Raw genomic sequence first — 15648 nt, 5'->3', positions numbered from 1 at the left:
GTACTAAAGGACAGGATGGGTGTTTTTTAATTGCAGGGCCAGGTGCAAGCGGTCGCGAACCCCCAGCTTTTGAAAGACGACACCCAGATGAGCCTTGACCGTACGCTCAGTGATATCAAGTTGGCGCGCCACCTCTTTATTAGAAGCACCGGCAGCCACTGCCAGAGCCACTTCGCGTTCTCGGTCTGTGAGCGTACTGAGTAGATCATCATCGGCATGATCATCTTCAGCAGCATCCTGCAGTCGTGCCGCCGTCGCACTGACCAATTGATTAAGGAAGTCAGCACCAACCCACAAGCCGCCATTGTCGACCACCTTAGCAATCTGCTGCAAAATGTCTATCGACGACCAGGCATGCGCGTAACCCCTAGCCCCGGCAGTCAAAGCTGCGATCAACTCCGGTTGCCGCGGCCCCAAGGTCAAGACAATCGCCCGTGCTTCGCAACGCACTGCCGAGGCTACAATATCGGTCCAGTTAGACATGGACGTATGCACCCAGACAACGGTATCGCGATCCATGACCGGTGGCGGCGCCGGAATCATTAAGGCGTCGTCGAACGCTTGCACCCAGCGGGGGTGGGAGTCACTTGTGGCAGATACAAAGTAGTGTTGTTTCATCGTTCTCTCAGTGCAGTGTTACGCGCGCGCAACACCGGTTTCAATAGGTAGTCCAGCACGGTTTTCTTGCCGGTCAGGATGTCCACCTGCGCAGTCATACCCGGCAATATATTGAGCTCGGCGACCTGGTCACTCAGTTCGGTGCGCACTCGCACCAAGTAATAGGTATTGTCTCGCTCGTCGGTGATGGTGTCGGCGCTGATGTGATCCACCACGCCCGTTAAACCACCATATACCGCAAAATCGTATGCCGTAAGCCGCACCACGGCGTTTTGCCCGGGCAGCAAAAAGGCTATATCTTGCGGTGCTATACGCGCCTCGACGATTAACTGATCATCCAAGGGCACCAGCTCAAGAACCTCACGGCCAGGCTGCACGACACCCCCAAGCGTATTGACATACAGACGCTGCACGATACCCCGCACCGGCGCACGTATTTCCGCAAAACGAACTCGATCCGCCAGGCCAGTTGCGGTTTCGCTCAACCCTGCCAAGCGCGCTTGCACATCCGACAACTCTCTCCGCCACTGGTTGATGGCATTCAACTCAAGCTCGTTAAAGGTACTTTCTGCTTCTGCAACGGCCGCACGCAAGCGTGATATACGTGACAGAGTTTGTTCTCGCTCACCTTCGGCATTGGACACGTCACGCTCTAAACGCAGCACCTCGACTTCTGAAACCGCGCCACTGGCCAACAAGGGGCGCACTATGCCAAGCTCGCGCGTGGTAATTTCCAGCGAACGGGTCAGTTGCACTAAGCGTGCTTCTGCTTCGTTGAGCTCTTGGCGACGCTGATTCAGTTGCTCGAACGCTATGTTCTTGCGTTCAGCCAACTCATTGCGTGCGGCGTTGTAAAGCTGTTGCTCTTGCAGTGCAACGCGCGGCGCTTCTTCATCCAACTCCAGCGGCATGACCAGGGGCACATCATTGGCCAAGGCTTCCAAACGGGCAGCACGGGCAGTCAAAGACAGTATTTCCACACGATTTTCGCGGAAGGTAGATAGAAAACGCGTTGGATCGATACTCATCAGCAAGTCACCGGCCTCAACGACCGCCCCCTCCCGAACGAGGATGTCAGACACCACGCCACCATCAAACGACTGAATCAGTTGGCGTTGCGTCGAGGGGACTACTCGCCCATCACCCCGCGTCACCTCATCCAGTTCTGCAAAAGCAGCCCACACCAGCAATACTGACAAGGTGCCCAAGATGCCGTACAACAACGCGCGGGCCCGCAACGGGCGCTGTGAAGTGCGCAGCCAATCCGCGTTGTCGGCCCAGGTCTGACCAGTCACCTGAGTCCAGGGTTCTGGTGTAGCTGACGCCGTATTGTTTGGGGCTTGAGGAGACGCGCTCATGATGCCTTCCCGATGCGGCCATGGCGCAACGCGTCAACCACCTGATCTTTCGGTCCATCAGCAACGATCACACCCCGATCAATTACAATAATTCGATCAACCAGCTCCAACAGAGAGGTGCGGTGCGTGATGACCAACATGGTGCGCCCTTTCGCGTATGCACTGAGCCGTGTTTTAAAATCCTCTTCACTGGAATGATCCATTGCCCCGGTAGGCTCATCAAGCAACAGCAGGTTGGGCTGGCGAATCATGGCACGAGCCAGGGCCACGCTCTGGCGCTGCCCGCCTGATAAACGTTCACCACGCTCACCAACAGGCATGTTGTAACCCATAGGGTGTTGATCAGTCAGTGTTGCCAAGCCGCTCATCGCTCCAGCGCGCAGAACTTCTTCATCGGTTGCTGTCGGAAAAGCCATGACAACATTGTCGCGCACGGAGCCGTAAAAAAGAGTGATATCCTGTGGTACGTAGCCAATATTGCGGCGCAATTCAGCAGGATCAAATTGACGTAAATCCACGCCATCAACCGTGACCGTCCCGCCAGTTGGCTGGTAGAGCCCCAGCATCAACTTCTCGATGGTGGACTTCCCCGAGCCATTGCGCCCCAGTACGGCGACATGCTCGCCAGCCAAGATTTTGAACGAGACGTTGCGCAATACGTCCGTCTCGTCGCCGGGATAACGGAAGCTGACTTGACGAAACTCGACTTCACCATTGACCAAGGGGCGACTGATACGCACGTCGTCCACGGGGCGCTCTAATGGCGTGTCCATCATCTGATTAAGGCCGCGCAAGGCGGTTGATGCCTGATGATACTGCCCGAGCAACGAAGATGCCTGACTGACCGGCCCCATGGCGCGCGACGACAACAGGTAGGCAGCCACCAAGCCACCCTGTGTCAAAACACCTTCGCCCACCAGATACACACCTATAACGATGATCGCCACCGCTACGGTATGCTGCATCCAAAGCGCAACGTGACCGATACTGCCGGCGAAGAAACGATTACGTGCGGACTTGTCCGCCAAATACGCCGTCGTGCGCTCCCAAATGCTTTGCAGTCGCTGTTCGGCCTGGAAGCTTTTTACGGTTTCCAAGCCTACCAGACTCTCAACCAAGGTAGCGTTTCGTTGTGCATTGGCGCGCATGGATTGATCGGCCACGTTACGCATGGCGCCTTGCATTAAAAGTGCATAGGTAAGCACCAACACACTGCCCACAACAACGGGGATAACTAAGGAAGGCGAAATCATGGCGATGATGATGGCGAAGAGCACAACAAAAGGCAGGTCCACCAAGGCAACCACTACCGCCGAACCGATGAAACCACGCACCGACTCAAACGACTGCAACAGAGCAGCAAAGGACCCAGCCGATTGCGGCCGAGCGTCGAGCCGCATTCCCAGCACGCGCGACATAATGCGAGCTGACAACTCGCGATCGGCACGCTTAGCCGCGTGATCAACAAACCAAGTGCGCGTCGTACGCAAAGCGAGATCCGCGCACAAGACCAGAAAAACACCAATCGCCAACACCCACAGCGTCTCTATCGCCTGATTCGGTACTACCCGATCGTATACGTTCATGACGAACAAGGGCATGGCGACCGCTAGCAAGTTGATCAACACAGCGGCAATGAGCACATCGACATAGAGTCGACGGTTGTTCTTCATAACGCCCCAAAACCAGTGCTCACCCGCCGGCACAGTAGCCTGCTCTGTCCGGGAGTCAAAACGGAACTCCGGCTGTACATAAAGCAAACGTTCGGTGTATTGCTCTTGCAGATCCTGCATTGGTAAGCGTACTACAGAGTCACTCAGCTCAGGGTAAATCACCCATGCCTCACCGGCTTTAGGATCGATCTGCATAAGCAGGCAGGCTTGGTTGCTTTCGAGAATCAGCACCGCTGGCAGCAAGGCCTTATTTACTGACGTCAGCGACGACTTTACCGCGCGCGCCGAAAGACCGGCACGCTGAGCAGAGCGCGGGAATATATCAGGCGTGAGTCTTCCATCCACCAGCGGCAAGCCAGACAACAGTGCATCGCGCGTGGCGACTCGCCCATGCAGCTGCGCCAGCTTATACAGGCATTCGGCCAACGCATCCGGCTGCTCTGCAGCCTTCACGCCGAGTTGTTCTTGTTCTGGCTTCTGCTGGTTGGTCATCAACTACCTCAACCGGACCCAGTGAGTGCTGCGGCCATGAGGCTCAGCCACAACTTGGATGAACCCACGTCATTTGCACCATGATGTCAGTCACGCCCACGAACCTCAACCACAATACGACGATTGGCGGCACGCCCTTCCGGAGTTGAATTATCCGCTACCGGCGAGTCTGGCCCATAACCAATAGCTGTAATGACGTCGGCCGCAACGCCGAGAGAGCTCAAATATTCACGCGCCGCATCGGCACGCGCTTGCGAAATCTCGCGGTTAACGCGATCAGGCCCTGTGCTGTCGGTGTATCCTGATATGGTCACGGACTCTATTTCAGACATGGTATTGATCTGCTGCGCCAATTGCCCCAAAAACTCTCTACCAGCGGCCGACAAGGTCACACTGCCCATATCAAAAGACGTTGTAGAGGTCAGCACGAGGGCGGGCACCACAACCACTGGCTCCGCTGGCGGCATATCCTGTGTGGTGAAGTCCGGCAGCTCGAATTCGGTTTGTGCTGCAGGCATGAACGCCATGGCATCCATTGGGTCAAGCTGCGTGCACATAACGGGACTATCGGAGCCCGGCGGCGTTAACCCTAAAGCATCCAAAGTAGGCAAGGTACGCGCCATCACACCCAGCTCAGGCATTAAAGTACCCATACTGTTCAAGGTGCCAGCAACAGCGATGTTGTAGTCGTGCTCACCATTAACCAAGGCCTTCGATGCATCTAGATACTCGGTCTCAATGTCCAGCACTTCCATCAAGCTACGCTGCCCGATGTCAAATTGATCACGATAGGCTAGACGAACATAGTCAGCCGAGCTGCGGTGTTGGCGTAACGAGGCCAGCTGATCTCGCAAGCGTTGCTGATCGTTAAACTGCACCTGTGTTTGCTGACGCAGATCCAAACAGGCGTCTTCCCGTCGATCGCGACTGGCTTCTACACGGTCCAGCGCACCACTGAGTGCAGCGGCATCAGCACCACCACGATAGAGATTGTAGGACAGCACGACTTCGACGCCTGTACGCCCACCGAAATCCTCAACTCGCGAGTCGAAGCCACCTTGATTACGGCCTACATTCTGTCGAGCACGCAAGAACACTTCCGGATGAAAGCTCGCACGCTGCACATCTGCAGCAGAGGCCGCCACAGATACGTTTGCAACTGCCGACTGAAAACGAGGGTTCGACTGATAGGCCTTATGCAACGCACCTCGTATATCATCTGGCACGATTTTGGGATCAAAGAAACTGACAGGCATATTCTCACCGGGCATTTGGCCGGTGAGTCGACGATAACGTACGATGGCATCGTGCAAATTAGCCGTTTCTACCAACAAGTTAGACTCTGCGAGCGCGAGTCGGCCATTCATTTGTTCCAATTCAACACGAGGGGCCGCACCGGAATTGACACGACTTTCAATCTGCTCTCTTACCCGACGATTCAGCTCACGGCTTTCCTCCGCCAGCGCCAGCAAACGCCGCGTACGAATTACGTCTTCATAAGCCACCACGGTTTCATAGGTAACGCGATTCACGGACTCTAACAATTCGAAGTAGCGAACAACGCCAATATGCCCTAGCCGCTCAACCTCGTTGCGAGTCCTAAAACCGCGATAAAGCATTTGCGTAACCGTAAGATCACCAGAAAAAATGTCATACAGGTCGCGATCGTCGTTCGTCTGCAGCTCTATGCCTGCCGACGTATTGAAGTCCACCGTCGGCAGATAGCTGCCCCACGCCTCGCGACGGTCACTCATTGCTGCCGCCAAACCATGCATCTTAACGCGCACATCGGGATGAAACTCCAAGGCACGCTGGACGGATTCAGCAACCGCCATTTTATTGTCACTGTGTGTTACTGCTGTCGACGACTGAATTGCCAGGGCGCCAGTCGAAGAACTCTGCGCCAAGACCGGCAGCGCCAGCACACAAAGCACGGCCCCAGCAACTGTGCGGAACCGCTTGAATGACTGGCATGAATAATTGGGGGTGCTCTTCAACTTAAGCCTCTTTAGTATTTTCTTGGCGGGCCATAGCACATCCTGCCTTATCGTGCGGGGCAGAACGACAGCTGCACACCAAACTTCGTCAATTCTTTGACTATTGATTGCATAATGTTACCGAATACTGTTCATATTATCAATTAGCACGCCAATTAAAGGTGAATCAGCTCACAAATTGAACAATCACTGCGAACACTCCGCCTTACTTCGCCAAAAACAGCACCGGTACTTTAACTCCTACTGCTTAGAAGCAAAAAAGGCACCAACAGGTGCCTTTTCATTCAAAATTACACTGCCAAGACTACTCTACTTGAGTGGACTACGCCCCTTCTTCGCTGCAATACGCAAGCGCAACGCATTCAACTTGATAAAACCTTCGGCGTCTTTCTGGTCGTATGCACCTGCATCATCCTCAAAGGTGGCGATGCTGGCATCAAAAAGACTGTCCTCCGACTGGCGACCGACCACGATGACGTTGCCTTTGTACAGCTTAACCCGCACTTCGCCATTCACCGTTTCCTGTGATGCATCAATCATCTTCTGCATCATCAAACGCTCAGGGCTCCACCAGTAGCCGTTATAAATCATCTCGGCGTACTTCGGCATCAAGTCGTCTTTAAGGTGCGCAACTTCACGATCCAAGGTGATGGACTCAATGGCGCGGTGCGCACGCAACATAATGGTACCACCAGGGGTTTCGTAGCAACCGCGCGACTTCATACCCACATAGCGGTTTTCAACAATGTCCAAACGGCCTACGCCATGCTCACCACCGACTTTGTTCAGATAGGTCAGCACTTCAGCGGGTGTCATGTCTTTACCATCAATAGCGACAATATCGCCTTTGCGGTATGTCAGCACCAGATACTGCGCTTCGTCAGGTGCCGCCTCAGGCGATACCGACCAGCGCCACATATCCTCTTCGGCTTCCGCCCAAGGATCTTCCAAGATGCCGCCTTCGTAAGAAATGTGCAGCAGGTTGGCATCCATTGAATAGGGGGACTTCTTACCTTTTTTATTGAAGTCGACGGGAATATTGTGCTGTTCGCAATAATCCATCAGCTTTTCACGGCTGTTTAAATCCCACTCGCGCCAAGGTGCAATCACTTTAACGCCGGGCTTCAATGCATAAGCACCCAGTTCAAAGCGCACCTGGTCGTTGCCTTTACCGGTCGCACCATGCGCGATGGCGTCAGCGCCGGTTTCGTTAGCAATTTCAATCAGTCGCTTAGCGATCAGCGGGCGCGCAATGGACGTGCCCAACAAGTACTCGCCCTCATAGACCGTGTTAGCACGGAACATGGGAAAGACAAAATCACGCACAAACTCTTCGCGCAGATCGTCAATAAAAATCTCTTTAATACCCAACGCCTGTGCCTTCGCGCGCGCTGGCTCGACTTCTTCACCCTGGCCTAAGTCAGCAGTAAAGGTAACGACTTCACAGCCGTAGGTTTCGGTGATCCACTTGGCGATGACCGAGGTATCCAGACCACCGGAATACGCCAGCACGACTTTTTTAATATCAGACATTAAATTGACTCTCCGACCGCAAGGTTGGCTGTTGGATGGAATTAGAGTGCCGTATTGTACGGGGGGGATGGCGCTAACTCAATGCTAGGGCTGCGGAAGCACTGAAGTTTAGTCGAGGCGTTCCAGGCGTAGTGTGGTTCGACGATTTTCCGCCCGCCCGGCGGCGGTGTTGTTGTTACCCACAGGATAGCGGTCGCCGTGGTAGTCCACTAACATGAGCTGCGGATCAACGCCACGATCTACCAAATAGTCCAACACACGCAGCGCCCGACGTTCGGACAACCGCCGACTGTCGTAACGGGTATTCCGATTATCGCTGTGACCGTCAATGTAGATCGCTACCACACTCGGATCAGCCGCAACATAGAGTGCAATATTGTTAAGCGTGGCGCGCGCTTGAGGGCTTAAACTGTCGACATCTGGCGGATACATCAGACGCGTCCGCTCAATTTGGCCAAAGTTCACAGGCAGGAGTCGGCTGACGCAGTCCTGGTATTCATCCCAATGCTGACGAAAATTGACCGGAGATAGCTTTACTCGAATAGGCTCAACGAGCCCGCGCCCTTGACGAGTAAACGCGGGGGACATGCCAGCGTCGAGTTCTGCCATCATGCGAAAGGTTCGCTGTGGCTCCACGGTGATAGGGCGCATGGTGTCTGCGACTCGTACATACCCAAGATCAGACGTCATCGCCGACGCGCGCCAACTCGGCGCTTCTATAGCCAAGGCAGCCTGTCCGGGCTGCATACGGTTGTTATTAGTTTCCAAGTAAAAGCGTACGTCTTCACCGGCCTCATGGTAGAACACAGCACGCCCATAACGCGGCACCGGCTGTACGAAATAACAACCGAACACATCGCCATAGAGCTCCCACTGTGTATTGTGCAGCCCAGCACCAAACTCCACAGCCGCCACCGGGCTGTGCAGACCAAGAGCTGTCAGTGCAGCTGCTGTAATGGTGCGTTTAAGCAGTTTCATGGGCCATGGCTATGTAGTTCTTCAAGGACGTTAGCGGCCAGCGCTTTATTTTCTGAAGTGCTTTTTTACGCAAAACACCAGAAACAGAACAATGATCAGAATACTCAATTCCACGAACACTGTGCATATTTTACGATCATGCTTGCGATTTTCTCTCACCCCCGTACCATTACCCCATATTCAGGTTGGAAACGCTCAGTGTCTGATTTCTCTAATACCCCGGTGATTGCCGAGCGGTTTCGTGGATTTTTACCCGTCGTTATTGATGTTGAAACCGCAGGGTTCAATGCCCGCACGGATGCCTTGCTTGAAGTATCGGCTGTTATGCTGACCATGGATGACAAAGGCTTCATGATGCCCGGCGAGCAACTGTCTTTTGAAGTTAAACCCTTTCCCGGCGCCAACATCGAGCAATCAGCGCTCGATTTTACCGGCATCAATCTAGACGACCCCGACCGCGATGCGGTGGATGAAAGCGAAGCCTTGGAAGAAGTGTTTCGCATGATTCGTCGCGAAGTAAAGTCGCAAAAGTGTACACGCGCTATTTTGGTTGGCCACAATGCCACCTTTGACCACGGTTTTATTATGTCGGCGGCTGAACGAGTAGACGCCAAGCGCAACCCCTTTCACCCTTTTTCCAGTTTTGACACAGCCTCTATGGCTGGGTTGATTTTTGGCCAAACGGTATTGGCAAAGGCTTGCCGCGTCGCCGATATTGAGTTTGATAACTCCAGCGCCCACAGCGCTGCCTATGACGCGCTGCGCACGGCCGAGCTGTTTTGTGCCATGGTAAACCGTCTGCAATACCTGGGTGCTTGGCCACTCGACTGAGTGGTGCCCTACTCGCTTTCACAACCTTACGTTTGACCGGAACTCTTGAACGGAATTTGCAACCATGACCGAGAAAAAAATCGTTTCTGAAACCCTTTATGATGGCTACGCCCAGTCCTTCGAAGTCAGCGAACTGCTGTTCGAATTTCGTACTGAGCATCAGCATTTAGAAATTGTTGAAACGCCGTTCATGGGGCGTGTGATGTTGCTGGACGGCATCGTGCAGACCACAGAGAAAGACGAATTTATCTACCACGAAATGATGGTGCATCTGCCTTTGTTCGCACACCCCAACCCGCGCCGGGTATTGATCATTGGTGGTGGAGACGGCGGCATCTTGCGTGAAGTTTTGCGTCATAAAAATGTCGAGCACGTAACGCAGGTCGAAATCGACCAGAGCGTGATCGATATGTGCAAAACCTATTTCCCGAAACATTCGGATGGTGCTTTTGACGACCCGCGCGCCAATATCGTGATCGGCGATGGCAAGGACTTTGTAGCCAACTGCCAAGATACTTTTGACGTGATTATTTCCGACTCTACAGACCCGATTGGTCCCGGCGAAGTCCTGTTCACCTCGGATTTTTACGCCGACGAAAAGACCTGTCTAAACCCCGGTGGCATCATGGTTGCACAGAACGGCGTGCCCTTTATGCAAGGCCAGGAAGTCACCAACACGCACCGCCGCTTGAGCAAGCTGTATCAGGACGCCAGTTTCTACGTAGCGCCCGTACCGACTTACATTGGTGGTTTCATGACCTTGGCTTGGGCCACCGACGATGCCAGTTTGCGCCAGCAAACACCGGCGGATATAGCACCGCGCATCGCAGCGGCTGGCTTTGCCACACGCTATTACAATGCCGACATCCATGTGGCGGCGTTTGCCCTGCCAAACTATGTACGGGCGTTGTTGAGTTAGTCACCCGCCATGGTTGCCAGACGACCAGGCGGCTCGGGCTCTCGGGGTAGGTCTCCAGCGCTCAACGGCAGGCCGCGAATGCGCGCTTTGAGACATACGCCCTGCGCCCTTGTCTTGGCTTCAGCTCACGCTCAACCATAGGGCGGAAGAGCGCAGCGTTATATCATGGGATGGATGGTATGCGGGCAACGCACCACGGCATGGATGCCGGAGGTAGAGCAGTGCAGGAGCAATTGCCGAGGACGCAGTTGCCCGTCATCCGCCGTACCAAGCCCGTATCATACCCAGCTCCGCAACACCCGCATCGGCGGCGTTCGAATAACCTTACTGGTCGACAACACGCCAACGGTGCCAATCAACGCCACTCCTGAAAGCGGCGCAATCAACCACAACAGCGGATGCCAACGGGTCTCCATGCCGAACACATTGCCTTGCAAGTAGAACAGAATGGCTTCGGTACCCGCTGCGCCAAGCACACCGGCCAGTGCGCCCAGCGCACCAAATTCTACCCACAGAGTACCACGCACCAACGACGCCGACGCCCCCATGGTGCGCAGTACAGCACTTTCACGGAAACGGGTATCCAAACTGGACTGTATACCTGCAACCAACACTAACAGCCCCGAGGCCAGCACCAACACCAAGATAAACTCAATAGCCAGGGTCACTTGCGCAATAATGCCCTGAATTTGTTCGATCAAAGCATCCACTTCGATCACCGACAGCGTCGGTACCTGACGCAACAATGTGTTCAGCGCGACCTTGTTGTCGTTAGACAAAAAGAAGCTGACCAAATAGGTTGCCCCGGCGCCGTCCTGCAGCGGCTGGTTGAAGATCATGTAGAAATTGGGGTTAAACGACTCCCAGTCCAGGCTGCGCAAACTGGCGACTGTGGCTTCAATGTCTAAACCACCAACGCTGTAGACCATACGGTCACCCACTTGAACACCCAGCGCTGTTGCAAAACGCTCCTCTACCGATACCAACAAATCGCCTTGCCCGTAATCCTGCCACCATTCGCCAGCAACGATGACGTTATCGCTACCGTACTCGGGCGACCAGGTCATGTTCAGTTCGCGCACAAAATCGCTGCGATCTGGGAGGTCTTCGGTCAGGGTGTCGATATCCACGCCACGCGCCTCAATTAAGCGACCACGCGTTAACGGATACGCTGGCGATTCATTTTCCGCATACTGATTGAGCCACTCATCTACTATGGGCAGGTCTTCTTCAAATACGTTGTAGACGAAATGATTGGGTGCTCCTTCTGGTAATTGCTGCTCCCACTCGGACAACAGGGACGTACGGATCAGCGTTAGGGTAAACAGAAGCATCAGAGCGATCGAGAAGATCACCACCTGCAAACCGTTTTGCTGGCTGTGGCGCTGTAAACTGGCCAAACCCAAACGCCAGTTGCGTCCAAAACGGCTGCCAAAACGGCGCATCACCCACAGCAACGCCCGGGCAAACATCGATGCGCCCCAAATACAGAAGGCACCGCCGACCACCATGGCCAGCGTCAGCATCGCATCACCGCTGTACAGATACACAATGACCAGAACCCCCAGGGTGCCCCACAGCTGCCACAGTAACTTAGGCTGCTGGTATACATCGCTGCGAATCACTCGCACCGGCGGCACGTCACGTAGGCGGTAAAACGGTGGCCACGCAAAACCCATCAAGGAAACAAAGCCGGTCAAAGCACCCAGACCGTAAGCCTGCCAGCCATGCATCGCCAAGTTCGCGGGCAACAAGTCGCCCAACAGCGCGATGATCACCCGATGAATGGCTTCACCCAACATCAGCCCGATGGCAATACCGACCACCGACAGCCCCAGCAGGCCAACACCGTAGAGGCGAATGATGCGTGACGGGGGATAACCCAAAGTTTTCAGTAGCGCCACGGTCTCTACATGCCGCCCCGCATAACGTTGCGCCGACATCGCCAAAGCGACCCCGGCCAGAACCACCGCTAGAGAACCAGCCAACAACAAAAAGCTTTCTGCTCGATCCAGTGCCCCGCTGATGTTTTCGTTCGCACGGCGTGCACTGCGCCAGCGGTAGTGGGGTTCGATGGCGTCACCGATTTGCTCACGTAATTCGGTAATCTGGGTCGCGTCTCCAGCCAACAACCAACGATAGGTCACCCGGCTGCCTGGCTGCACGGCTTGTGTCGCCGGCAAGTCAGCCAGGTTCATCAAGGCTCGCGGTTGCACATTGAACACCCCAGTGGAGCTGTCGGGCTCGCGTATCAAAGCAGCACCAACACGTAACTCGGTCGCCCCGACGCCAATGTAATCACCCACTTCTACATTCAACAGCGGAAAGAGCCGAGATGTCAGCCAGATTTCACCGGGTGGCGGACCTGCTTCGACCTCGTCCCCCATGACGAAGGGCGAATCGGCGATTTCCAGTGCGCCACGCAGCGGAAAGCTGTCGCTTACTGCCCGCAAAGCGCCCAGCTGACTGGATGTTTCACCGAACAACATGCTCTGAAACGACAAGGTTTGGCCTTGTTCCAAACCGCGCTCGTCGGCAAACTCGAACCACTCCTCGGGTATTGCCCGAGAACCGGACAACACATAGTCTGCGGCCAACAACGAGCTAGCCTCAGAGAAAATAGTCTGGCGAATACGTTCAGCGAAGATACCGATACTGGTCACCACTGTGACCGCCAATACCACTGAAACAATCAACAGCGTCAATTCGCCCGCCCGGAAGTCACGCCAAAACATGCGCCACGTCAGACTCATGCAGTTGCCTCCGCTGCCGCTTTCAAGGTACCGGATTCCATCACATAGGTACGGCCACAGCGCGCCGCCAAACGCGGGTCGTGCGTCACCAAAATAAGGGTAGTGCCATAGTGCTCGTTCAGATCAAACAGGATATCGGCAATGGTGCCACCGGTAACGGTATCCAAGTTGCCCGTCGGCTCGTCGGCAAACAGAATCGGCGGACGTGTAGCGAAGGCGCGCGCGATGGCGACGCGCTGTTGCTCACCACCGGATAACTGTTTCGGGTAGTGGTGGCCGCGGTCTTGCAGGCCGACTCGCGCCAACAACTCTGCTGCCTGCGCGGTATCGGCGCGCTCGCCTCTCAGCTCCAGCGGCAGCATGACATTTTCCAACGCGGTCAACGCTGGCAACAGTTGAAAGTTTTGGAACACAAAGCCGACCAGATCGCCGCGCAAACGCGCCCGCGCCTCTTCGTCCATCTGTGTGATATCCTGACCCTTAACCAGCACATTACCGCTGCTGGGTGTATCCAGTCCGGCCAGCATACCGAGCAAGGTGGTTTTACCCGATCCAGACGCCCCAACAATGGCGACGCTTTCACCCAGCTTGATTTCGAGGTCGATCCCTTTCAGGATATCCAACGTACCTGCACTGGTAGTAACGGTTTGCCATAGGTCCACAGTCTGCACGATAGGAGCTTTATCTGTCATGGTTCGTAGTATCTTCATCAAGTTATTAGTTTGGGGCTGCCTGGTGCTCGCACTGCCAGCGTCCGCAGCATCCGTCTTAGTGTTCGGCGATAGCCTCAGCGCCGCCTATGGCTTAAACAATCCGCAACAAGGCTGGGTGAGCCTGCTGGCTGATCACCTCGAGCCCAAGGGCCATACCGTGATCAATGCCAGTGTGAGCGGCGAAACTACCAGAGGCGGTTTAAGCCGCCTACCCGCTTTACTGGACCGTTACCAGCCGGACTTTTTAGTCCTTGAACTGGGTGGAAACGACGGATTGCAGGGCCTTGATCTCAACGGTATTCAAGAACGTTTGCAAGCCATGATCGACTTGGCGCACCAAGCCAACACCGAGGTCATATTGCTGGGTATACGTATCCCACCCAATTATGGCCCACGTTACACCGAGCCCTTTTTTGCGCTCTTTGGTGACTTGGCCGCCGCCAACGACTTGGTCTACCTACCCTTCATGCTGGAGGGTGTCGCGGAAGACCCTGATTTGATGCAAAGTGATGGCATTCACCCCACTGCTGCTGCCCAGCCGTTGATTTTGCAAAACGTACTCGACATTCTGCCAGCCACGCTGCGCTAACCCATGAGGGGCTGTGAATGACCAAGCATATCACCTTTCTTGATCGCGGTACCTTTGCGGACAGCGTTGAATGGCCCACTCCGGCCTTTGCGCATACGTGGGAAAATCACCACAACAGCATCGGTGACGAGCGCTTCACCCGCACCGCTGGAAAAGCCTATGTACTTACCAATAAGGTCATTATCGACGCCGACCTGATTCAACGAAACCCACAATTGGAATTAGTGGCGGTGACGGCCACTGGGGTCAACAATGTGGATCTCGATGCCTGCAAGGCCGCTGGCGTGCACGTCTGCAACGCGCAAGGCTACGCGCGGGATGCCGTACCCGAGTGGGTGCTGGCGCAATTATTAGCCTTGGCGCAAAATCAAACCCGCTATCGCGCTGTGCAAACCACCAGCGGCTGGGTGGGCGCCGAGTTCTTTCATTATCCGGTAGCGCCCATTCGTGAGATCGGCCGCATGACCATTGGCATCCTCGGTAAGGGCGCTATTGGTGAAGGGGTCGCTAAACGCTTGCAGGCCTTTGGCTCCGATGTGCGGTTTTTAGAGCACCCCGGACGCTTCGAAGCCCGCGCCGGTTACCATGTTTTCACCACCGTTCTGGGTCAGCTGGACGCGTTAATTCTATGCTGCCCATTAACCGCCGATAACGCCGAGTTAGTCAGTACTGACTTGCTGCAGCGGCTAAAACCGGGGGCTTATGTGATCAACCCGTCACGCGGTGGCCTGGTAAACGAATCAGCCTTAGTGGCGGCGCTGCGCAGCGGTCACCTTGGCGGGGCAGCATTAGACGTCGCCAGCGCAGAGCCTTTGCGCGCCGACAATCCGTTAAACGCAGTGCGCGACCTACCGAACTTTATTCTAACACCGCACATCGCTTGGTCGAGCCAGGAGGCGATGACCACCTTGATGCACATGACCGTAGAGAATTTGAATCGCTTCTACGCTGGCGAACGAAATTTTTGTCTAGTTTGATAAGATAGATGTGGTGAAATGGCTGAGGCAGGGGTGTAGGGCGTATGCCGCAAAGCGCGCATTCCCGGCCTGCCGTTGAGCGCTGGCGGCATACCCCGAAACCCCGTGCCGACACGCATAATTTTACCACGACGGCAGATGCTACTGCGCTCTTCCGCACTATTGCCTTGCGCTCACGGGCGATTGTTTCACTAACCATACTTCAGTAAGGATTCGC

At 55.0% G+C, this 15648-nt stretch carries 12 protein-coding genes; 4 read left to right on the top strand and 8 right to left on the bottom strand.

Annotation, left to right across the window (positions count from 1 at the left end; all coding sequences use genetic code 11):
* Nucleotides 1-3: 3 nt before the first annotated feature.
* From NFC81_RS03215 to NFC81_RS03190, 6 genes are all read right to left on the bottom strand, one after another.
* Nucleotides 4-618 (bottom strand): response regulator transcription factor, encoded by a 615-nt coding sequence (locus tag NFC81_RS03215; RefSeq protein ID WP_304996099.1) that lies wholly within the window; start codon nucleotides 616-618, stop codon nucleotides 4-6.
* Nucleotides 615-1976 carry an HlyD family type I secretion periplasmic adaptor subunit gene (locus NFC81_RS03210; protein WP_304996098.1) on the bottom strand — a complete coding sequence of 454 codons (1362 nt, stop codon included), beginning with the start codon at nucleotides 1974-1976 and terminating at the stop codon, nucleotides 615-617. The genes NFC81_RS03215 and NFC81_RS03210 overlap by 4 nt, the downstream gene beginning before the upstream one ends.
* Nucleotides 1973-4141: a type I secretion system permease/ATPase gene (locus NFC81_RS03205; RefSeq protein ID WP_304996097.1), complete on the bottom strand. Its 2169-nt coding sequence runs from the start codon at nucleotides 4139-4141 to the stop codon at nucleotides 1973-1975. Before NFC81_RS03205 ends, NFC81_RS03210 begins: the two co-directional genes overlap by 4 nt.
* Before the next feature lie 86 nt (nucleotides 4142-4227).
* Complete coding sequence (locus NFC81_RS03200; RefSeq protein ID WP_304996096.1) at nucleotides 4228-5976, bottom strand: TolC family protein; 1749 nt, start codon at nucleotides 5974-5976, stop codon at nucleotides 4228-4230.
* A gap of 471 nt (nucleotides 5977-6447) precedes the next feature.
* Complete coding sequence (locus NFC81_RS03195) at nucleotides 6448-7671, bottom strand: argininosuccinate synthase (protein ID WP_304996095.1); 1224 nt, start codon at nucleotides 7669-7671, stop codon at nucleotides 6448-6450.
* Between the two features lie 108 nt (nucleotides 7672-7779).
* Nucleotides 7780-8649 (bottom strand): OmpA family protein, encoded by an 870-nt coding sequence (locus NFC81_RS03190; RefSeq protein WP_304996094.1) that lies wholly within the window; start codon nucleotides 8647-8649, stop codon nucleotides 7780-7782.
* A gap of 198 nt (nucleotides 8650-8847) precedes the next feature.
* Between NFC81_RS03190 and rnt the strand changes: the two genes are divergently transcribed.
* Together rnt and speE are read left to right on the top strand one after the other, a co-directional pair.
* Complete coding sequence (gene rnt, locus NFC81_RS03185) at nucleotides 8848-9480, top strand: ribonuclease T (protein ID WP_304996093.1); 633 nt, start codon at nucleotides 8848-8850, stop codon at nucleotides 9478-9480.
* 64 nt (nucleotides 9481-9544) lie between these two features.
* Nucleotides 9545-10399 carry a polyamine aminopropyltransferase gene (gene speE, locus NFC81_RS03180; protein WP_304996092.1) on the top strand — a complete coding sequence of 285 codons (855 nt, stop codon included), beginning with the start codon at nucleotides 9545-9547 and terminating at the stop codon, nucleotides 10397-10399.
* A 278-nt stretch (nucleotides 10400-10677) separates the two neighbouring features.
* Here speE and NFC81_RS03175 read toward each other — a convergent pair whose 3' ends face one another.
* On the bottom strand, nucleotides 10678-13152 hold the full coding sequence (locus NFC81_RS03175) for an FtsX-like permease family protein (RefSeq protein WP_304996091.1): 2475 nt from the start codon (nucleotides 13150-13152) through the stop codon (nucleotides 10678-10680).
* A complete protein-coding gene (locus NFC81_RS03170; protein ID WP_304996090.1) occupies nucleotides 13149-13844 on the bottom strand; it encodes an ABC transporter ATP-binding protein in 696 nt (231 codons plus the stop codon). The genes NFC81_RS03175 and NFC81_RS03170 overlap by 4 nt, the downstream gene beginning before the upstream one ends.
* Between NFC81_RS03170 and NFC81_RS03165 the strand changes: the two genes are divergently transcribed.
* Nucleotides 13843-14454, top strand: a complete 612-nt coding sequence (locus tag NFC81_RS03165) for an arylesterase (RefSeq protein WP_304996089.1) — start codon at nucleotides 13843-13845, stop codon at nucleotides 14452-14454. The two genes, NFC81_RS03170 and NFC81_RS03165, sit on opposite strands and share 2 nt — an antisense overlap.
* Nucleotides 14455-14471: 17 nt before the next feature.
* Nucleotides 14472-15431 (top strand): NAD(P)-dependent oxidoreductase, encoded by a 960-nt coding sequence (locus NFC81_RS03160; protein ID WP_304996088.1) that lies wholly within the window; start codon nucleotides 14472-14474, stop codon nucleotides 15429-15431.
* The last annotated feature ends 217 nt before the right edge of the window (nucleotides 15432-15648 follow it).

Source organism: Salinispirillum sp. LH 10-3-1 (assembly GCF_030643825.1).
Taxonomy (GTDB): domain Bacteria; phylum Pseudomonadota; class Gammaproteobacteria; order Pseudomonadales; family Natronospirillaceae; genus Salinispirillum.
Note: the sequence above shows the minus strand (reverse complement) of the source record. Positions and strands in the feature narration are given on the sequence as shown.

What these genes read in the sequence shown, in the direction of transcription:
- NFC81_RS03175 (WP_304996091.1), bottom strand. Translation starts at nt 13,152, where the DNA reads ATGAGTCTGACGTGGCGCATGTTTTGGCGTGACTTCCGGGCGGGCGAA.
- NFC81_RS03205 (WP_304996097.1), bottom strand. Translation starts at nt 4,141, where the DNA reads ATGACCAACCAGCAGAAGCCAGAACAAGAACAACTCGGCGTGAAGGCT.
- NFC81_RS03195 (WP_304996095.1), bottom strand. Translation starts at nt 7,671, where the DNA reads ATGTCTGATATTAAAAAAGTCGTGCTGGCGTATTCCGGTGGTCTGGAT.
- NFC81_RS03215 (WP_304996099.1), bottom strand. Translation starts at nt 618, where the DNA reads ATGAAACAACACTACTTTGTATCTGCCACAAGTGACTCCCACCCCCGC.
- NFC81_RS03190 (WP_304996094.1), bottom strand. Translation starts at nt 8,649, where the DNA reads ATGAAACTGCTTAAACGCACCATTACAGCAGCTGCACTGACAGCTCTT.
- NFC81_RS03210 (WP_304996098.1), bottom strand. Translation starts at nt 1,976, where the DNA reads ATGAGCGCGTCTCCTCAAGCCCCAAACAATACGGCGTCAGCTACACCA.
- speE (WP_304996092.1), top strand. Translation starts at nt 9,545, where the DNA reads ATGACCGAGAAAAAAATCGTTTCTGAAACCCTTTATGATGGCTACGCC.
- NFC81_RS03200 (WP_304996096.1), bottom strand. Translation starts at nt 5,976, where the DNA reads ATGGCGGTTGCTGAATCCGTCCAGCGTGCCTTGGAGTTTCATCCCGAT.
- NFC81_RS03160 (WP_304996088.1), top strand. Translation starts at nt 14,472, where the DNA reads ATGACCAAGCATATCACCTTTCTTGATCGCGGTACCTTTGCGGACAGC.
- NFC81_RS03170 (WP_304996090.1), bottom strand. Translation starts at nt 13,844, where the DNA reads ATGACAGATAAAGCTCCTATCGTGCAGACTGTGGACCTATGGCAAACC.
- NFC81_RS03165 (WP_304996089.1), top strand. Translation starts at nt 13,843, where the DNA reads ATGGTTCGTAGTATCTTCATCAAGTTATTAGTTTGGGGCTGCCTGGTG.